The organism is Vibrio sp. Vb339 (assembly GCF_902751245.1).
GTDB lineage: Bacteria > Pseudomonadota > Gammaproteobacteria > Enterobacterales > Vibrionaceae > Vibrio > Vibrio coralliirubri.
Genome location: NZ_CADDIS010000001.1, coordinates 221,924 through 240,806 on the forward strand (window position 1 = coordinate 221,924; position 18,883 = coordinate 240,806).

General features: G+C 44.3%; 19 protein-coding genes. 9 read left to right on the forward strand and 10 right to left on the reverse strand.

The features are described from left to right. Positions 1-83: 83 nt before the first annotated feature. The gene (locus HRQ85_RS00990) at positions 84-1,421 is read right to left on the reverse strand and encodes an MATE family efflux transporter (protein WP_172378420.1); all 1,338 of its coding nucleotides are present in this window, start codon (positions 1,419-1,421) and stop codon (positions 84-86) included. A 246-nt stretch (positions 1,422-1,667) separates the two neighbouring features. Further along, a complete protein-coding gene (locus HRQ85_RS00995) occupies positions 1,668-2,537 on the reverse strand; it encodes an AraC family transcriptional regulator (RefSeq protein WP_172378421.1) in 870 nt (289 codons plus the stop codon). A 115-nt stretch (positions 2,538-2,652) separates the two neighbouring features. Here HRQ85_RS00995 and HRQ85_RS01000 point away from each other — a divergent pair, with 115 nt between their 5' ends. From HRQ85_RS01000 to HRQ85_RS01025, 6 genes are all read left to right on the forward strand, one after another. Then, positions 2,653-3,801 (forward strand): aminotransferase-like domain-containing protein, encoded by a 1,149-nt coding sequence (locus HRQ85_RS01000; protein WP_172378422.1) that lies wholly within the window; start codon positions 2,653-2,655, stop codon positions 3,799-3,801. Between the two features lie 154 nt (positions 3,802-3,955). Then, complete coding sequence (locus HRQ85_RS01005) at positions 3,956-4,291, forward strand: 5-carboxymethyl-2-hydroxymuconate Delta-isomerase (RefSeq protein ID WP_017065054.1); 336 nt, start codon at positions 3,956-3,958, stop codon at positions 4,289-4,291. A 75-nt stretch (positions 4,292-4,366) separates the two neighbouring features. Continuing rightward, entirely contained in the window at positions 4,367-4,798 is a 432-nt protein-coding gene (locus tag HRQ85_RS01010; protein WP_050712239.1) for a GNAT family N-acetyltransferase, read from the forward strand. 265 nt (positions 4,799-5,063) lie between these two features. Further along, positions 5,064-6,053 (forward strand): oxygen-dependent tRNA uridine(34) hydroxylase TrhO, encoded by a 990-nt coding sequence (gene trhO / locus HRQ85_RS01015; protein ID WP_172378423.1) that lies wholly within the window; start codon positions 5,064-5,066, stop codon positions 6,051-6,053. 467 nt (positions 6,054-6,520) lie between these two features. Next, entirely contained in the window at positions 6,521-6,778 is a 258-nt protein-coding gene (locus HRQ85_RS01020) for a YdcH family protein (protein ID WP_009846137.1), read from the forward strand. Positions 6,779-6,941: 163 nt separating this feature from the next. Further along, positions 6,942-7,394 (forward strand): GNAT family N-acetyltransferase, encoded by a 453-nt coding sequence (locus HRQ85_RS01025; protein ID WP_172379328.1) that lies wholly within the window; start codon positions 6,942-6,944, stop codon positions 7,392-7,394. On the opposite strand, the gene manA is transcribed toward HRQ85_RS01025, so the two are convergent. The 6 genes from manA to HRQ85_RS01055 all read right to left on the reverse strand — a co-directional run bounded on the left by manA (position 7,391) and on the right by HRQ85_RS01055 (position 14,633). After that, entirely contained in the window at positions 7,391-8,596 is a 1,206-nt protein-coding gene (gene manA / locus HRQ85_RS01030; protein ID WP_172378424.1) for a mannose-6-phosphate isomerase, class I, read from the reverse strand. The two genes, HRQ85_RS01025 and manA, sit on opposite strands and share 4 nt — an antisense overlap. A 266-nt stretch (positions 8,597-8,862) precedes the next feature. Next, the gene (locus tag HRQ85_RS01035) at positions 8,863-10,203 is read right to left on the reverse strand and encodes an MFS transporter (protein WP_172378425.1); all 1,341 of its coding nucleotides are present in this window, start codon (positions 10,201-10,203) and stop codon (positions 8,863-8,865) included. An 8-nt stretch (positions 10,204-10,211) separates the two neighbouring features. Next, the gene (gene uhpB / locus HRQ85_RS01040) at positions 10,212-11,708 is read right to left on the reverse strand and encodes a signal transduction histidine-protein kinase/phosphatase UhpB (protein ID WP_172378426.1); all 1,497 of its coding nucleotides are present in this window, start codon (positions 11,706-11,708) and stop codon (positions 10,212-10,214) included. Then, the gene (gene uhpA / locus HRQ85_RS01045) at positions 11,708-12,316 is read right to left on the reverse strand and encodes a transcriptional regulator UhpA (protein ID WP_017061545.1); all 609 of its coding nucleotides are present in this window, start codon (positions 12,314-12,316) and stop codon (positions 11,708-11,710) included. Before uhpA ends, uhpB begins: the two co-directional genes overlap by 1 nt. 189 nt (positions 12,317-12,505) lie before the next feature. Further along, complete coding sequence (gene uhpT / locus HRQ85_RS01050) at positions 12,506-13,900, reverse strand: hexose-6-phosphate:phosphate antiporter (protein WP_172378427.1); 1,395 nt, start codon at positions 13,898-13,900, stop codon at positions 12,506-12,508. A 394-nt stretch (positions 13,901-14,294) separates the two neighbouring features. Next, positions 14,295-14,633 carry a DUF1840 domain-containing protein gene (locus HRQ85_RS01055; RefSeq protein ID WP_123311514.1) on the reverse strand — a complete coding sequence of 113 codons (339 nt, stop codon included), beginning with the start codon at positions 14,631-14,633 and terminating at the stop codon, positions 14,295-14,297. Between the two features lie 315 nt (positions 14,634-14,948). Here HRQ85_RS01055 and HRQ85_RS01060 point away from each other — a divergent pair, with 315 nt between their 5' ends. Then, positions 14,949-16,139 (forward strand): GGDEF domain-containing protein, encoded by a 1,191-nt coding sequence (locus HRQ85_RS01060; RefSeq protein ID WP_123300935.1) that lies wholly within the window; start codon positions 14,949-14,951, stop codon positions 16,137-16,139. 25 nt (positions 16,140-16,164) lie between these two features. Here the strand turns inward: HRQ85_RS01060 and HRQ85_RS01065 are convergent, their stop codons facing one another. Then, the gene (locus tag HRQ85_RS01065) at positions 16,165-16,449 is read right to left on the reverse strand and encodes a hypothetical protein (protein WP_048614058.1); all 285 of its coding nucleotides are present in this window, start codon (positions 16,447-16,449) and stop codon (positions 16,165-16,167) included. Between the two features lie 158 nt (positions 16,450-16,607). Here HRQ85_RS01065 and HRQ85_RS01070 point away from each other — a divergent pair, with 158 nt between their 5' ends. Then, positions 16,608-17,480, forward strand: a complete 873-nt coding sequence (locus HRQ85_RS01070; protein WP_172378428.1) for a pirin family protein — start codon at positions 16,608-16,610, stop codon at positions 17,478-17,480. Positions 17,481-17,691: 211 nt separating this feature from the next. On the opposite strand, the gene ppnP is transcribed toward HRQ85_RS01070, so the two are convergent. Then, positions 17,692-17,973, reverse strand: a complete 282-nt coding sequence (gene ppnP, locus HRQ85_RS01075; RefSeq protein ID WP_019820174.1) for a pyrimidine/purine nucleoside phosphorylase — start codon at positions 17,971-17,973, stop codon at positions 17,692-17,694. 307 nt (positions 17,974-18,280) lie between these two features. On the opposite strand from ppnP, the gene HRQ85_RS01080 reads away from it, so the two are divergent. After that, complete coding sequence (locus HRQ85_RS01080) at positions 18,281-18,745, forward strand: DUF2850 domain-containing protein (protein ID WP_017065063.1); 465 nt, start codon at positions 18,281-18,283, stop codon at positions 18,743-18,745. Positions 18,746-18,883: the final 138 nt, after the last annotated feature.

The following is an 18,883-nucleotide window of genomic DNA, read 5'->3' on the forward strand; positions in this document are numbered from 1 at the left end:
CATACAAAAAAGCGCTCTCTAAATTTATCGTGTAAAAATAGTAAAGCGCTTTCATAAAGTATTACAGGTGGTGATTAGGTTACTTAGTTAATGGCACCCTGAGCGGCATCTTCGACTGGGTAACACTTCTGCTTAACTTGTGCGATGAACGGATACAAGAAGGCAATACGTCCAAGATAAAACAAGGTGAACGCCAACCATAGGCCATGATTACCCCACATATCGATGGTGAATGCCTGTACCGCTAAAAATACCAACAAAGTCGCGATGCTTGAGTCTCTAACCGGACGCGTGGTTCCGGTTCCGGTAAAGATGCCGTAAACCGTTAAGCCAAAGCCAGCCACTAGCGGGAACACGATTAACCATGGAGCCATCTCTTGATATAGAGCGACTAGCGCTGGAATATCAGTAAACAAGAAAACAATGCTGTCTTTAAATACCAAGGTCAACAGCGTCAACGCGGCAATGAAACCTGCCGTCCATTGGAAGTTGAGCCTTAATACGCGATCCAACATTGAAGGGTTCTTCTGACCTACCGCCTTACCTGCAAACACACTCGATGCGTTTGCAATACCGTCAAACATGTAACTGACTATGAAGGTCACCTGCATCAAGATCGCGTTAGCCGCTAGAACATCCGTACCCAGTTTAGAGCCAGTACGCGCCATCATGTTGAAGAACACCAAGATACAAATAGTACGAAGCAATAAATCAGTATTCGATGAGATGATTGTCGATAGGTCTTTCTTGGTCATCTTCGAGCCTTGCAAGAACTCAGAGATCGAAATATTGCTGGTCTTCATCACCAAGGTCACACCAATCGCAAAGGTGGTAATTTGTGCAATCAAACTGGCGTAAGCCACACCTGCGACACCCAAGTCAAAATAAAGTACAAACACCGCATCCAAGACAATGTTCAACACGTTACCAAACACTTGTGTATAAAGAACTTCTTTGGCTTTCGCCTGCCCCATTAGCCAACCAATAATGGTGTAGTTGAGCAACACGAAAGGCGCGCCATAAATCAAAATACTGAAGTAGATATGCGCGTGCTGGGCCACATTGGCTTCAGGCTCTATCACCCACATTGCGCCTTGCCAGATTAGTGGTTGTATCAAGATAAAGATCAAACCCACTAAACCAGACAGCACAAACGGACGCATCAAACTACCCGCCAAATCAGAGCGATTTCCCTTGCCCAGTGCCATCGCACTTTGCCCCGTGGTACTAACACGGAAAAAGCCAAACAACCAATACATGGTGTTCATGATGATGGTGCCGATCGCCACGCCACCAATCAGTTCAGCAATACCAAGTTGGCCAATAACAGCGGTATCCACCGCACCTAATAGAGGCTGTGTCACCGTTGAGATGATGAAAGGGAAGGCAATTTTCAGATAATCTTTGTGCGTAATGGTCATATATTCTAGCGAGTGATATTAAGAACTATTTGCAATTAGAGCGGGATGCTATCGTTTAATCCGTACGTTGTCATCATTTACTTAGAGTAGAGCATGAACAAGTTTATCTCCCATCGCACCATCGACATAAGACACCTTTCTGTCATTGAGCGAGCAAATTAGCCACAACAAATGAGTAAAATCACGCTCGACAAAACACAACAAAACCAATTACTGAGCCAACTCAATGGTTAACCTAGTAAAGGCTCAGTAAAAACTCACGGGAAGGTAGAAATCGAGCTCGAATATTTCATCACTATTAAGAAAGTGATTCTGATGATAATGCACATACGCAGGAGTCGAGCGCTGTTTGAAGCCAGATGTGGGTAGCCACTTTTCTAACACCATACTGATCTGTGGTAACAGCTCACCATAGCGGCCATTCAGTCGAAATACGGCATGTAAACCACCCGGAATCACCATCTGGTTCACGACACTACGATACTTAATCGGCTCATCAATCGCGATACACGCGACATAACGACACTGATCCATTTCAACCCAAGCAGGGTTTGAGTGATGCAAACCAAATTGACTCGAAAAATCACGCTGTTCTGAATTCGCCCACGCTTTCAATATCAACCAAGCATTACGAATGGATCGGTTATAGCCCGTATGTCGAACGTAGGCCGCCATGCGTTCAGGCACTTCAACGATCTTGGGTTCGGGCAATACTCGCTGCGCCACATTCAAATAACCCGCCGCCACTTCGGGATCTTTCAAGTAGGGTTTTTCTGCTACTTGTAAATCGTGTTTACGCCACTCTCCAGGCGACATATTGAAGGTCGCTTTAAATGCTCGACTAAACGAAGACACAGAACTAAAGCCACATTTATGGGCGATCTCAATCACAGACGAACTGGTATCGAACATCAATTGGTTGGCCGCATACTCCATTCGAGTGCGTCGGATATATTGATGCAACGACTCCCCGACCACGCTTTTAAAGGTGCGATGAAAGTGCTGTTCTGAATAGGCCGCTATCTCAGATAACTCTTTGGCAGACAAAGGCTGACTGATGTCTTGGTGAATATGGAACAAGACATCATTGATTCTCGATATGTGTTGACGTGACATCGTTTAAATAGCATAAATGGACATGTTTAAGAGCATAAACGGACACGCTTGTTTTTACAATTGCCGTGTAATATCAAGCGATAGAATAAAAACGATAAACGACGAGACACAACACATGGAAATCGCACAGTCATTACAACAGATTCAATCTTCATACATTCGAGAGATCCTCGCAGCTGCAAGTGATCCAAATGTCATCTCATTGGCCGGTGGTTTACCGGACGAGAAAACATTCCCAATCGATTTAATGAAGCCAACGCTAGAAAACCTAGCGAACATGCCTGAAGTTTTCCAATACGGATCTACTGCCGGTTACGGCCCGTTGCTTGACCACCTAACACAAAGCTACCAATTGCCAGAATCACACACGGCAATGATTTGTACTGGCTCTCAGCAAGGTTTGGATTTGATTGCGCGTGCGTATGTTGACCCGGGTGATGTGGTTGTGATGGAAGCGCCAAGCTACTTAGGTGCGATGCAGGTGTTTGGCCTAGTTCAAGCAAACATTGCGACCGTGTCTCAAACCGAATTTGGCCCGAACCTAGATGAATTGGAAACGTGCTTTGCACAGCAATCACCGAAGATGTTCTATGCCGTGCCTGATTTCCACAACCCAACCGGCGTGTGCTGGGCAACAGAAACTCGTCAAAAAGTGGCTGAGTTGTGTATCAAATACAACGTGGCATTCATTGAAGATGCACCATACCGTGAGCTACGTTTCACAGGTACAGAACTGCCGTTGGTTTCTTCTTTCTGCCCTGATAACTCTATCGTTCTTCGTTCATTCTCTAAGATTGCATCGCCAGGTCTACGTATTGGCGCGGTAACAGGCAAACGCAGCTACCTTGAGCCACTGATCAAAGTGAAGCAAGGCGCGGATTTACACTCAAGTGTACCAATGCAAGCGCTGCTTGTTGGTCTTCTAAAACATGAAGACTTCAACGTACACATGGAAAACATTCGCACCCTGTACAAGTCTCGTTATGAGGTGCTGTTCTCAGAGCTAGGGAAACAACTGCCTGCTGACTGTGTACTGAAAGCGGTAGACGGCGGGATGTTCATTTGGGTTGAGATCCCAGAGTGTGACACCTTCGAACTGGCTAAAACTCTACTATCGAATGGTGTAGCGGTAGTACCAAGCCCAGTATTCTATCCAAAGGCCGATGAAGCCAAAGCCGCACTGCGCTTAAACTTCACCAACGCCAAGCCAGAAGAATTAACGGAAGCGGTAAAACGCTTAGCAGAAGTACTTAACCAAGCGTAATAGCTGACAGTACTGGCCGCTTTGGTGATTGCCTGATCGGCTTATTACCGAGAAAGCCGTCACGAGTCAGCATTAAAGGCCAATGTCATTCTCAACAAGAGAGTCACATTGGCCTTAATTTTAGGTCTCCATAAAGCACAGAAAGGACGTCAGTTTGCCGCATTGTATTATCGAACATTCATCCACTATTGATGGTCAGCAACTCAACCAAAAAGTGTTTCTCGGCGCGATGGAGTCTCAGTTGTTCTCACCAACAGGAGAAGACATCAAAGTACGCAGCCTTGCCTATCAGCATTACCAAACCGGTGAAGTAAAAGAAGACTTCGTGCATGTCTCTGTGCGTATTTTGTCTGGGCGTAACGAAAGCGTTAAAGCGATGCTCTCCAAGTCCATTTTGGACCAATTACTTGCTCTTCCACTATCCAATGCTTCACTGACCGTAGAGATCATCGATATAGAGACAAGCAGCTATTCAAAAGCCTTAGTTTAAGGACAAGTTACAAACGTACAGCCCCTCACAAATAGGGTATTTTCAAAACATTCGTTAGCAGCATGGAGCAATGAAATGGAATTGGTGATTGGTAACAACCCAGAATTGATAACGAAAGCACAGTCCATTCGTCATCAAGTATTCGTTGTTGAACAAGGTATCCCACAGGTATTAGATCTTGATGGGTTAGACCCAGTATCACATCATGCACTCATCACCGATGAAGATAATTTAGTCGCGACGGCACGCTTGCACATTGATGAATCAGGACACTCAACCATGGCACGTGTTGCGGTTCTACAGCCTTATCGAGGATCTGGTATCGCGTCTAAAATTGTTAGCGCACTTCTAAAACACGCCTCTGAACATAGTGCCAAAGTCATTGAAATCCACGCCCATCAATACCTAAAGAATTACTATGAAAAGTTCGGCTTTGAGTTCATTCGTGAAGTGGAAATCGTCGGAGAACATCAACTCATTGAGATGAGATACTACATAAGTTCCTAGCCAAGTATTCAATAGCAACAAAGCACCTCTACTTATCTGAGCTAACATTCCTTATCAAATAACGGCCTTTTCACCACACCTAAAGCCACACCAAAAATGATGTTATATAGCCCTACGTTTGGTTGGTTTTTGTCCCGCACCGCCTTGGTTATACTGCGCCTGATTTTAATAAGCCAACAAGACAGAACTAAGTTGAAATACTCAGTTCTGATCAAAACAGGCAACCGCTCTGGATTTACGTTCCAGCTCGCAGAAAGGAAAAACCATGTCTCAATATGTTGTATGTGCTCTGTATAAATTCGTAGCACTTGATGATTACCAAGAAATTCGCCAGCCACTAACCGACGTGTTAGAAGCCAACCAAATCCGCGGTACTTTATTACTTGCGAGTGAAGGTATCAACGGCACCGTTGCAGGTAAACGCGAATCGATCGACGCCCTTCTTCAATGGTTCAAACAAGATTCTCGCTTGGCGGATGTTGTTTACAAAGAGTCGTTCAACGAAGAACAACCATTCAACCGCACCAAGGTTAAGCTTAAGAAAGAGATCGTAACCATGGGTGTTGAGGGCATCGACCCACGCCATGTTGCCGGCACTTACGTGAAACCAAACGAGTGGAACGCATTGATCTCTGATCCTGATGTGATTCTGGTTGATACTCGTAACGACTACGAAGTGGACATCGGCACCTTCAAAAATGCTGTAAACCCAAACACAGAAACCTTCCGTGAATTCCCTCAGTACGTTGAAGAAAATCTTGATCCTAAGAAGCACAAGAAAGTCGCGATGTTCTGTACTGGTGGTATTCGTTGCGAAAAATCAACAGCCTACATGAAAGAGCAAGGCTTTGATGAGGTTTATCACCTTGAAGGCGGCATTCTTAAGTACCTAGAAGAAGTACCAGAAGAAGAGAGCATGTGGGAAGGCGACTGCTACGTATTTGATGGTCGTGTTGCAGTAAACCACCAGCTAGAAAAGAGCGGTTACGATGTGTGTAACGCGTGTCGCCTGCCAATCACTGACGAAGACAAAGCCTCTGAACACTTCGAGAAAGGCGTAAGCTGTCCTAAATGTATTGATAAGCACAGCGACGAGCAGAAAGCCCGTTTCCGTGAACGTGAAAAGCAAGTTCAACTGTCGAATGCTCGTGGCGAAACTCACGTAGGTGGCGAAGCTGCTCACCTTATCGAGCAACGCAAAAAAGAGAAGCTTGCACACAAAGAGCAGCAACGCTCTGGCAAGAAAGCAAAGTAAACTTTCTGCTTTAAACTCTTATAGTTCTAAACATACAACTATAAATAGTTAGCTATATACATACAAAAGGGCGCAAGTTCGAGGATAATCCCACGAGTTTGCGCCCTTTTTTGATCGCTTTACGGCTTTGTGTTTTGAACCACATTTCTTTCGAAAAATTACTTCTATACTGTCAGGGCGTGTTGACCTTCCGCGGTTAGATTTTGTTCGAGATAAAAGCGTTTTAATCGCGGCGAGGGAGAAGTAGCCTAGTCATTCTAAGCAAATCTCCCTCAACAAAGAGTAAAACGCTTTTAGCCGAACCCTTCGGGCAGCGTTTGCTGGTTATTTCTACTACGTTATCGGCCTCTCATGTAGGCTAGCTACACATCAAAGCCTCTGCCTTGTAGAAATACCCAGCAATTCGCCGCAAAAACAAGCTCGAAAGATCAACACGCCCTAAAAATTCGACTAGAGAGGAAGTGCCAATGCTCAATGAAAACCATGCCTTTATCTTAGATTTCCCAGATCTTAAATTAGACATTGTTCAGCTCAACCACGACGACGAAAAATTCAAAGCAGACATGCAGAAATACCACCAACTCGACTACGACATCCGTCAGCTAGAAATCTCTGGCAGCCCTATCGATGACGACAGCATGCACAACCTCAAAGTAGAACGCATGGAGCTAAAAGACTCGCTACACAAACAGCTCACACGCCATCACGCGCTTAAGATCGTATAGAAAAATCAGTCCAAAACTCTATTTTAAGCCACGCACTACGCGTGGCTTTTTGGTTTTATAACATCGTAAAATCAAAAGCTAATTCGTCCTCTTCAGTTATGTTACTGTTTGCTTATTCAAAGGCGTTTGATAAGGAAGCAAAGTGGCAATGAAAGAAGAGAATATACAACTCCAGCTCGTTTCAAATTCTGAATTCGAAGAACTATTTGCGTGTGTTAAACAAGGTCTTTTCATACACGTAGATGACGTTTTCGGCTGGGATGACAACTTCCAACGCCAACGACTTTTAAACGATTACCATCCCTCTTGGTTTCATTGGATATATCGCGAAAATAAAAGAGTAGGACTCGCCTGCTTTAAGCCTTATGACAACGCATACCATATTCATCTGCTGATCATTTTCCCTCAATACCAAGGCCGTTCGCTTGGCAAGCAAGTCATGGCTCTCATACATAAGAGAACCATGGAAGAGCAACGAAACCAAGTCACTCTATCGAGTTTTAAAAGTAATGCTCGTGCTATTAACTTTTATCAATCGCTTGGCTATCACGTTGTTGATGAAGCAGATGATGATTTTGTGGGGATGGAGCTCGATCTAGACCACAAGCTCCCCTAATTAAACGCCCTAGCCACTCGCCCATTACTGCTCAATTCGTAATGACCAATATAGGCAGGGATAAATACCGATTGCCCTTTGGTGAGTGTTAGGTGTTCACCTTTCTGACTCATTAACGTTAAATCATCATCGATTGCCATTAAGATTTCAGCACCACTTGTGATGACTTCTTCTTGCTTTGGGCTATGAAAAATATTGAAATCAAAGTCACTGACCGGGATATCATAGCGATCACATTGACCTAATTTTGAGGGTGCTAATAGTAAGCATTCGAACGGGATTGGCGTAAACTCTGTACACGCGACTAACTCAGGGACATCAATGTGTTTTGGCGTTAAACCTGCTCGCAACACGTTGTCTGAATTTGCCATGATCTCAAGCCCAGTTCCCTTAATGTAAGCATGCGGAGTGTTCGCATTCAAATACATCGCTTCACCCGGCTCCAATGTGATCAAGTTAAGCAGCAGAACACAAAACAAACCGATATCGTTCGGGTACTGATGGCTAAGCTCAGTAACCAAAGCAAACTCAGCTTGGTCTTGATGAAATGCTGCGTAAGTCAGAAGTTGCTCTAATGCTTGATGTTTACGTTGGTCATCTAGAGTTAACAGATCACGGAAAAATGCTTCTAAGCCTAGAGAGTCAAGATTGTTACCAAACTCTTCAACCAAACCAGCCAACTCGCTCGAATCCAACTTTCTGAACAACCCTAATATTTCATCGAATTCTCGAAAGCCATTCATCGCTTGATATTCAGTGATCGCGTAAACCAATTCAGGTTTGTGGTTCGAGTCTTTGTAATTACGATGCCCTGCGTTTAGGGGGATTCTTGCTTGCTCTTCTCTAGCAAAGCCAACCTCTGCTTGCTGCTTGTTTGGGTGAACCTGAATAGACAACGCTTTTTCTGCAGCCAAGATCTTAAACAAGAACGGTAGCTCACCGAACTCCTGCGCAATATCGCTTGATAGATAAGCGGGTTTATTCTTGTTAATCAATTCAGATAGAGGCACCAAATGTTGGTCAAGCTTAACCATTGAGCAACCCTTCGGATGCGCTCCCATCCAAACTTCCGCTTGCGGCTCTTGTGACTCATTCTTAAAGCCAAACAGTTCACGTATCGAAGAAATGCTCCCCCATGCATAATTTTGGATGGTGTTTTCCATTGGGAAAAATGAGTGTTCTGAGAAGTGGCTGAGTGACATGGCGTTTTCCGTAGTGAGCCCTTTGAACACAATTCAGAGAGCTGATTCTAATAACGTAAATAATTAGAAAGACTACAGAGAGCAGCTAGAACCCACATGAGATGAGGTCTTAGACGCAATAGGAAAAATTCTTAGAAACAGGTGAGATCGATGAAAAGCGTGAAAAGAGTCACATTTGAATGCTACGTATAAAAAACGCTGAAGATAGGATAGCTGCACAATAACCAGAGGACCATTAGCAGCTATCTTATTGACGAAGAAGCCCCTTAAAAGCCAGAGCGAACCTCTGCACTTTTCTGAGGTGATTGAGCTTGTAGGAAAGGCAGTAACAGCAAGCCAATAACGGCCGCACAAGTCGAGATGGTAATAAAGAACCCACTCCAACCGTAAGTTTCTAGAACGAGTGCTAATGGGTAACCAGAAAGTGCTGCTCCCATATAAGCAAACAAGCCAACAAAACCTGTCGCCGCCCCGGCAGAGTCTTTATGTGAACATTCCGCCGCCGCCATGCCAATAAGCATTTGAGGGCCAAAAACAAAAAAGCCTACACAAAACAGCCCAGCGGCTTGAAACACAAAGTTGGTTAAAGGCATAAGCCATAAAGCCGAAACCGAAAGGAAGATGCCAATTGCAAACAGGATGTTCATCGGGCCACGGTTACCACCAAACAGCCTATCCGATCCCCACCCAGCAACAAGTGAACCAACAAAACCACCAATCTCGAACAGAGACAAGGCAGCGTTGGCGTTGATCAAACTGTAATCGTGTTCTTCGGTGAGGTATAAATTGCCCCAGTCGTTAACTGCCGTTCTTACGATGTAAACCAACACATAGCTAAAGGCGAGTAACCAAATGTACTTATTGCTGAACACATAGGTTTTCAGGATCTCTCGATAGCTTAACCCTTGCCCATGGCTCTCTTGCGCTAATTCTAGGTGATCATTACGCCACTTTCCTACCGTCGGCAGTCCCATGGTGGTGGGCTTGTCACGTAAGCGCCAGCAAACGATAAGACCGATAAAAACACCAATCACACCCGGCCAGATAAACCCAGCTCGCCAACTGAACTGCAGCGTTAGATAACCCACAAGAATAGGGATAAGCGCCCCGCCAACGTTGTGTGCTGTATTCCAGATTGCCCAGCGAAAGCCTCTTTCGGAGCGAGAATACCAAGTCGTCAATAACTTGGAACACGATGGCCAGCCCCAACCTTGGAACCATGCATTCAGAACCCATAGCGAGATAAAAGCCGCTAACGAACTCGAAAAGCCAAACGCGATGTTTATCAGACCAGTCGCGATTAGGCCAAGCCCCATGAAGTAACGAGGGTTCGACCGATCCGATATCGTGCCTGAGATAAATTTCGATAAGCCATAAGAAAGATAAAATAGCGTGCCAATTAAGCCGATATCGCCTTTGTCCAAACCAAGATCGGTGATCATAGCAGGCGCGGCGTAATTAAAGGTTTTACGAGTGAAGTAAAAACCCGCATAGCCGACATACATACCTATCATGATGTGAAGACGCCAGTAGCGATAACTCTGATTGACTTCATCATCTGTTAGATCATCACTCTTTGACGTTGTTGAGCGCAGAAATCCAAACATATTCGTTCTCACACTTTAGGTAATGTAACGCTGATATTGGTACCCGAAGATGAGCCATTAGCGTTGATTGTCATCTTGCCGCCGAGCGCCTGAACACGCTCTTGCATACCACGAACCCCCATTCCTTTGAGAAGGTCTTGCGCTGTAAAACCAACGCCATTATCTGAGATCCGAAGATAAGCCTGATCATCTAAAATCAGTTCAATTCTGATTTCGCTCGCGTTGGCGTATTTAGAGGCGTTGTTTAGAGACTCTTGGCACAGCCTGAAGATAGTGACCTTAAGCGTGTCACTCAAACACGAGTAATCACCTTGCCAATTTAACTGGATATCAACGCCGTGATCAGAAAACTCCATCTCTCGAATAAGCTGTTCCACAGAATCTTTTAGATCCAAATCGTCCAACATCTTAGGTCTTAGTTTTGTAAGTAGACGTTTGGTGGTGTCATAAACATTCAAAGATAATGATTCAATGGTACCCGCACAGCGAACGCTCATCTCAGCGGCATCGACGCGTTTAATAATGCTTGCCTGAGTACGAATTGCCGTGATGTTTTGGCCGATTTCATCATGCAGTTCACGCGCAATATCACGACGAACCGATTCTTCAGCGGTAACTAACTGACGTGAAAGATTTTGATTCCTAGAGAGCTCGCTCCGCAATTTGGAGTTGAGATCTTTCTGCTTTTGAACCGCAAGGCCAAGCAGTATACCTGTGATGGTTTGAGCAGATAGAGACAAGAGTAAGTCGGTAATTTCGAGTTTGGATGTTCCGCTGTGGGCAGCAATCAACGCGACACTATTTAACATTGTTGCAAGCAGAGCGCCTTGCCATCCGTAACGAACAGCGAGCAAGATAATAGGGATAGCCATACAGAACGGGGCGAAGCGCCTTAGTTCATCAGGCAAACTGGTTTGTATCAAAATACTGGCCACCAACAAGACGCTATATAAAGCGATGTGCCGGATTTTAAACTCTACAACATTATGGATTAAGTAAGAGCTCAGTGGCGCCCACTTATTTTGGAATAGATAGTTCCAGACCAGATAACACATCGGCACCAGCATCAGTCCACCCGTGATACTCGCTAACCACACCATGTAAACGGCTGGTACATGAGAACCCACCACAGCAACGTTAATTGATGCGGTGACCATGATTAAGCTTGCCATCACTAACAAATGACGATTCTGATCACCAGAATAATAACGCTTGGCAATTAGCGTGGCAGGAATACTCAGTCCACTGGCGATGAGTATCGTCAGCCATTGAGGTTCATCAAGTAGCAGAGCTAAAGCGATCGCAAGCCCCCACTCTGCAACATAGATAGCAGGCCAATAGTGAATGCGAGTGTGCAGCGTCATTCCCAGTCGAAGTGAAAACGGGAAAAGCAGAATGGCTAACTCAGGGTCATTAATAAAATAGAAGGCAATAACCCATAAACAGAACCATGCACAGCCAGCCATAAAAACCCCACATAGGGAGGTGGCTAGGTAAGAACGCATTAGTACTGGTCTTGTGTAAACAGTTTTGCTAACTCGACGTTGTTCTTAACATTGAGTTTGTCCATCGCATTGGCACGGTGTACATGCACCGTTTTATGGCTAACCCCGAGCTCAACAGCGATAGATTTTACATCGAGCCCTGTCGCCAATAACTGGCACACTTCGCTTTCTCTGCGGGTGAGCTGATTTAAAGAGGCTTTATTCTTCATGGGTGTCGCAAGCTTTATGGCGATATCGGGCGTGAGATAACAGCCACCATTTGCGCTCGTGTGTACGGCTTGGATTAACTCATCAGGGCTACAGCGCTTGCTGAGATAACCTTTGGCTCCTAACTCTAATGACTTCTCAACCATCGCCGGAGAGTCATGAACGCTCAACATGATGCTGGCAATGCCAGATGGAATCTCTTCCAATAAGCTCAGGCCACTTTCGTCCTGCATTGAGATATCCAAGATCACGACATCAGGGTGACAGCTTGGCAGTCCGAGACGAGCTTCTGCCGCAGAGTTGAATTCACCCACGACCGTAATATCAGCTTCAAGACTTAGTAATTGAGCAAAGCCAGATCGAACAATGACGTGGTCATCAACAAGCGCAACATTAATCATGATATTAACCAAAATTAAGAGTAAGAAAGAAAAATAGCCCCAACAGGAGCTATATAAAATTAAGTTTATTGATAGAGATGATACTGAATCGAACTAACGATTGGTATGATCTCACGTGCTTTAAAGCAATAAAGCACGTGAGACTATCTACCCGAAACTGTGCTTGCGAAAACAAGTCCGCGAGACAAGCTAGGCGTTTTGAGCCGCTAAGTGCATTTTCTTTGCTTGGCGAATCTTCTTCTCTTCTGCAACGGCAACGAACAAGAGCAATACGATACAAATAGCCGCTGAGGTATCTAGTGCAGCGAACGTTCCTTTCCAACCTGTTAAGCCGAAAATAGGTGTTCCGTCCGCAATCATACCTAAGCCAAGTTTTGCAAAGCTGTCACCAATCAAGTAAGCAAATGTGCCTTTCACACCATCCGCAACACTGATTGCTTTCTTAGGCACGAAACCTACCGCAGCAACACCAATCAGCAACTGAGGGCCAAACACTAGGAAGCCAAGCACAAACAGGGATGCTAGGTACATGAACTCACTTGTTGCATGCTGGTAGAACTCTAGAGAAACGATAATCAACCCAAGCGATACACAAGCAACTAGAGCACGGCGTCCATTCGCAAGATCAGATAAATAACCCCACATTAGCGTGCCGACCAGTGCCCCAACTTCAAACAGCGTGAAACCTGAAATCGCGGTTTCTTTTGATAGACCTAGCTCTTGATACGCATAAACGGTAGACCATTGATCGATACCGATACGAACAATGTATAAGAAGATATTCGCGAAACAGAGCAACCAAATCACTTTGTTTTTAAGGATGTATTCAACAAAGATCTCTTTCTTAGTCATTTGATTTTCTTCAGCAGCGGTATCTTCTTCGCTGACTTCTTCATCAAACAACTCTTCAACCGTACCTAAGCCGTATGCTTCTGGAGAGTCATTACCAAAGCGCATACCAATAAAACCAACCACAATCGCAATGATCGATGGGAACACGAACATACCAATCACGTTGCCATCAAATAGGTAGTTTGCACCAAACAGAGCAACACCAGCAGCACCTGCACCACCCACGTTATGTGACATATTCCAAAGGCCTAAATAAGAACCACGCTTGTTACGAGGCGTCCATTTAGTGATGGTTGAGTAACTTGAAGGTCCACCTGTACTTTGGAAGAAGCCACTCAATGCATAGAAGGCAACCATCATGAATAAGCTAGCACTGCCGCCACCCATACTGAAGCTGAAGCCCAACATGGCAATACCAGAAAGGACAAGCATAAATGGCAGGAACTGCTTAGTGTTTTTACCATCGGCGTAGTAGGAAACGACGGTTTTACCAATACCATAAGTAATTGAGAAACCAAGACCGATAAGACCTAGATCCGTCATCGATAGCCCATAAGTAGAAATCATGTCGTTTTGTGCGACATTGAAGTTCTTACGGATCAAATACATGGTTAGATAACCAATGAACACCACTAGGTAAGATTGCAGGAATGGTTTAAACCACATTTTTCTTCTGGTTTCGACCGGAAGATCCAGCGTCGGTTTTCGAACCTGATCTAGGAACTTTAACATTGTGAACTCTCTTATTTTTTGTGAGGTCTGCACGGCATAATTGCGACCATGCATTCTTTGTTAGTTGACCGTGAAATAATAAGGAGTCTAAAAATCGACCGCATGAGAGAGGGTCTTAGAATAACTAGGAAAAACTCTTAGTTCAGAATCGTGAGTCCAGAAAGCGTGAACAGCATCACTTTGTTTACGATCTGTTATGGGTTGATATTACGATAACAAAAGTAACTCATCTCAAGGCTGATGAACCTTTTAAACAAACAGAAACAAGCCAAACACTGCGCAACAAACAAAGCGCCAGTATCGATTCATCACCATCAAACCCCAAGGTGTGACCGATACTGACTCAACATTCATGCTTATTAAAATAGATCCAATAGGCTTTTTACGAATCGTACTACAGTCGTTTACCGCTGCCGTCTTCCCACATCACTTCGCATTCATCCTTGATCGCGGCTTTTAATAATTCAACCAGTGGGAACGCTCGGCTACCGAGATTAACAGGCGCTTCAACAACCTCTTCTTCATTGTCGTCATCAGTATTTTCTTGCTCTACCTGCTTGCTCTGCTCAGAGGCGATCGAAGCACGTAAATTATCCAGAGCTTGAGAAACTTCTGAAGCATCAATGGCACCTGGGACGGTACCGCTATGCCCAAGCATCTTGATGAACTGAAGACCGACTTCCCCAAACATCGTGACGCTAGCATGGGCCTTGCAACTAAAGGTAATTAACATTATGAGCCTCTCTAAGTTTTGTTTACCAACAAACTATGTTGAGTAACTCTCTGGAAAGCAAGTAGATAATCGCTAAGCCGCTTCTTATAACTCGAACCTTGATAGTCTCATTTTCGAATGGGTCTGCACCGTCAGTGATACACATCACGATTAATTACCGGTCGATTATTTTTTAATATGAAACCTTGAGTACAATCACACTAAATAGCTATCTAAACCTCCGCATAGCTCATTATTTAATCTACTATTAACACCATTATCAAAATCTTTGGCACAAATCACATGAAAAGGCTGGTCGGCAGACACCTAGAAGAAATGGCGGACATACGCTCCACCCGTAAACAAAAAATTGTCCACTCCTTTTCACTGACTGCCGCTGCGTTGTTCATTTTCTATACTTGGGCTTACTTCCAAGGCCAACACTATACCCTTTCAATTTTCGAGCTGTGCTTCGCGATTATTGCCATCTCCAATGCATTCTATGTGAGAAAAGTAGCCAACTCTGATTATTCCGAATTGATTCTGAGTAGTGTTCTTCTTGTACAGGGCGTCATCCTATTCTTGTACAGTCACGCCATCCCCGACCGAATACTTTGGCTCTACCCAATTCTAGCAGCGGTCATTTTCATTAATGATTTCAGAATTGGTATTATCTTCAGCACCTCATTTTGCTTGTTTATCAGCACCTTGATTACCGCCATGCCAAACAACTTTTCTTTACCCTTTAACAGTACCCATCGATTTATTCTTAGTTTATTTACCATGAGCTTGGTGTGCCACACATCCGCCTATTACTACACCAAAGCCGTCAGTTATATCCAACGTCTGTATAAAGAAGGCATCGAAGATCTGGCCTACAGAGATCAACTTACCGGCTTAGCTAACCGTTGGAGCTTTGAACGCTGGGCGACAGAAAAATTAATTACGGTGGATAGTGAGCGATCACTTACCGCACTGGTCTTTTTGGATATTGATGACTTTAAAGGCATTAACGACAGCTACGGACACGACGTCGGAGACAGTGTCTTGCAGCATTTTGCCAATCGCTTGAGCAACAATATTCGAACCCGAGACAGAAAAAGCCATGAATACGATTATTCGATTGCGCGTTTTGCTGGAGACGAGTTTGTTTTAATGCTCTACGATGTACCCTCTCGTAAAGATCTAGACGGTATTTTAGATAGGATTTGCGGGCTGTTCGAAAGTGGTTGCCAAACAAACGAGAGAATCAAGGAATTGACGCTAAGTGTTGGGGTTGCTTTATACCCACAAGACGCCCAAGAATTACATGAGCTGACGAGGTGTGCTGATAAAGCGATGTATGTCGCCAAGCATTCAGGAAAAAACCGATACGCTTATTATCACGACAACCCAGTATCAACCTTGATAGAAGAACTACCTACGAATCTAACCTGCTCAGGGTCAGATTCTTCTGAACTTGAAGATTGTCTTGAAGCAAAGGTCGAAGGGAACAATGTTACGCTATTAAAAACCCGTCAACGCTAGCCAGCCCTATAACTTAGCGGCGCTGCTAACCTGCAAGGTACATAAGCCAAAGGCTCACTAACCCGATCATAATAATCCATATGACTTGCCGTGTTCGGTTTGGGTTATTACCTTTAGGTCGCCTCACCACTGTTTTAAAAGCAGCTTGCTTAGCCGACTGAATAAACGGTGCTTCAATCTCACGTTTTTTGACGCGGCGTTTAACCGCGCTGTTTGCAACTTCTGTAAAACGCTGACTTTGCTCCGTTGTAAAGTCGTTATCAAAACCCATCCGACCATGCCTTTCGCCATGTTTTTGCTGAACTGCCATAGCGGCCTCCTTGGCGGTCTACTCTCTATTCAAGTATAGACATAATTTCATATTGTTACCTGTTCAAGATTTTCGAATAAGTCACTCAACGCTGTGCCATCTTCTTTTTCAATCAAATTACATAAACTACAGCTATTCAAGTATATGAGGGTTTCAAAATGACGAATATAAGAGCAGTAGATCATGTGATTGCAGCGCATGCTACCTCAGACGGTGATGGTGTCAAAATCCAACGACTCACGGGTTTTAATAACACGCGCTTCTCTCCATTTTTGATGATTGATGAACTTAAATCGGATGAAAGCAAAGACTATGTTGGCGGCTTTCCTCCACACCCTCACCGTGGGATAGAAACGCTCACTTACATGCTCCAAGGTCACTTCCAACACAAAGACCATATGGGGAATGTTGGAGAGCTGCGCAGCGGTGGCGCACAGTGGATGGCCGCAGGCCGTGGTGTCATTCACAGCGAAATGCCAATGATGGAAGAAGGCGCGCTGCATGGTTTTCAGATTTGGATAAACCAACCTGCGGCACACAAAATGCAGCCAGCGCAATATCACGACTTCCAAAATGAAAGCATCGCGGAACATCAAAGTGAACAAAGTGGTTTGTTGAGAATGATTGCCGGAGGGTTTGAACTGTACAACCAAACTGACGATGATTCAGAGGCTTTACGAGCGCAGGGTCCATTACAGAAAACAGGTGTGCCATTAAGCGTTGCGGATTGGCGCTCTCATTCTGGGCAAAAAGTGGCGTTAGGGACTAAAGTTGATCACAATGCCATGACTTACGTGTACCGAGGCAGTATTAAGATCGGCGACAAAGTCATCAACCAAGGTCAACTTGCGCTGCTCACTAAAGCTGACTTGCTGTCTTTGGGTAGCTTAGAAGATTCAGGGGTACTGATTTTTTCTGGTGAACCGATTAATGAACCCGTTGTGCACTATGGTCCGTTTGTCATGAACTCGATGGAAGAGATTGAACAGACAATTCAAGACTACAACAACGGTGTGTTTGAGACTTACTGATATCTTGGCTTTGAGCTTTGAGCTTTGAAGATTGAAGATTGAAGAGATTTTGTAACGAACAACGATTTGGTCATCCATTTGATGACTACAAAAACAAGTGACACTATCCACTGCCGGTTACTATCACTTATTTAACCACGCTCCTAGAGCGTGGTTTTTTTCTATTCAATCAGAGACAAACGATGCCCTGGTTGAACAAATTTAGTTCTGATTACAAGTACTCACACAGGTAAGCCGTCGCTTCTTTTACCTGTAGGTCGAATGATGAATCACCCGCAACGTCAAAAGACTCACCAGATTGGTATGTCGTCCAATCATCATCGCCAACACGCTTTACAATCAAAGCACCTTTAACAACGGTCATCTTTTCTGGAGCCGCAGTACCAAACGTGTACTCACCAGTTGCCATTACACCAACACTCACATCAGCACCAGACTGGTTAAACGCTAACGACTTAACGCCACCTTCAAAGTATGTGTTTTCTTTAATCATTGTACTTCCTTGTTATCTTCAAATTGCAATTATTGAGCTCACTGAGTAAGCCTATGCGTAAATTTAGGTGATAATTGTTTTAACCAATTCGAGACTTTCCTACAAGAAATAAATACGCATAGCTTAAGCATTTCTGGAATTCGCTTTCATTGATAACGTAAATACTGAGGAGCAAGGCTAAAAACCACTAACGCAACCAAATTTATTTGAACATTCGATCCTGCTTCTAACTCTTAGAACAATTTTTGCAAACTAAGGTTTTAGTTAATAGAATCTAAAACAATATCAGTCGAAAAATGAAGAGATAATGGCAAAAAAGCCGACTAAAAGCAGAGATCTATTTGCCAACTCGTTACTCTACGGCTTCCTATTAGCTGGCTTTATGGTTGCCCTCACCGCCGGCTATTTTGCTTACCAAGCCCACCAGCAATCTGTCAGCCCAAGCAACGTCTATGGCACATGGATAGAGATTGCGGCGCCACCTTACAACACCGACATCCTGACACTTTCAGAAAACGGTGTGATGATGAATCATCGTCTTATCACTACCTCATTCGATTTTGACGGGAAGATCGTCACGATCAACACTGGCTCTGGAACCACCGTTTACACCATCAGTGGTACTTACGATTCGCCTCGCTTAAAGCGATTAGAGCCAAGCGTACCATCTCAGCAATTTATTAAAGAAGGCTACGAAGATACTGCGACTGGTGATACCCATAGTGTCATGCAACAACGACGCGCTTCCTTAGCTGAGCAATTCAAAAGATAACCCTCGCTTCTCCATACTCAGAGCAGCATTCGCCTTCAAGTTTACTCGTCGATCGAACACGCCCGCTCAACATACTTCACTTTGTGATTCTGCTTCAATTCACAGTATTTTCTTATAGTTTGTCGCACCTTTTCATAA

Coding starts and splice junctions, on each gene's coding strand:
- HRQ85_RS00990 (WP_172378420.1), bottom strand. CDS start 1,421: ATGACCATTACGCACAAAGATTATCTGAAAATTGCCTTCCCTTTCATC.
- HRQ85_RS00995 (WP_172378421.1), bottom strand. CDS start 2,537: ATGTCACGTCAACACATATCGAGAATCAATGATGTCTTGTTCCATATT.
- HRQ85_RS01000 (WP_172378422.1), top strand. CDS start 2,653: ATGGAAATCGCACAGTCATTACAACAGATTCAATCTTCATACATTCGA.
- HRQ85_RS01010 (WP_050712239.1), top strand. CDS start 4,367: ATGGAATTGGTGATTGGTAACAACCCAGAATTGATAACGAAAGCACAG.
- trhO (WP_172378423.1), top strand. CDS start 5,064: ATGTCTCAATATGTTGTATGTGCTCTGTATAAATTCGTAGCACTTGAT.
- HRQ85_RS01020 (WP_009846137.1), top strand. CDS start 6,521: ATGCTCAATGAAAACCATGCCTTTATCTTAGATTTCCCAGATCTTAAA.
- manA (WP_172378424.1), bottom strand. CDS start 8,596: ATGTCACTCAGCCACTTCTCAGAACACTCATTTTTCCCAATGGAAAAC.
- HRQ85_RS01035 (WP_172378425.1), bottom strand. CDS start 10,203: ATGTTTGGATTTCTGCGCTCAACAACGTCAAAGAGTGATGATCTAACA.
- uhpB (WP_172378426.1), bottom strand. CDS start 11,708: ATGCGTTCTTACCTAGCCACCTCCCTATGTGGGGTTTTTATGGCTGGC.
- uhpA (WP_017061545.1), bottom strand. CDS start 12,316: ATGATTAATGTTGCGCTTGTTGATGACCACGTCATTGTTCGATCTGGC.
- uhpT (WP_172378427.1), bottom strand. CDS start 13,900: ATGTTAAAGTTCCTAGATCAGGTTCGAAAACCGACGCTGGATCTTCCG.
- HRQ85_RS01055 (WP_123311514.1), bottom strand. CDS start 14,633: ATGTTAATTACCTTTAGTTGCAAGGCCCATGCTAGCGTCACGATGTTT.
- HRQ85_RS01060 (WP_123300935.1), top strand. CDS start 14,949: ATGGCGGACATACGCTCCACCCGTAAACAAAAAATTGTCCACTCCTTT.
- HRQ85_RS01065 (WP_048614058.1), bottom strand. CDS start 16,449: ATGGCAGTTCAGCAAAAACATGGCGAAAGGCATGGTCGGATGGGTTTT.
- HRQ85_RS01070 (WP_172378428.1), top strand. CDS start 16,608: ATGACGAATATAAGAGCAGTAGATCATGTGATTGCAGCGCATGCTACC.
- ppnP (WP_019820174.1), bottom strand. CDS start 17,973: ATGATTAAAGAAAACACATACTTTGAAGGTGGCGTTAAGTCGTTAGCG.
- HRQ85_RS01080 (WP_017065063.1), top strand. CDS start 18,281: ATGGCAAAAAAGCCGACTAAAAGCAGAGATCTATTTGCCAACTCGTTA.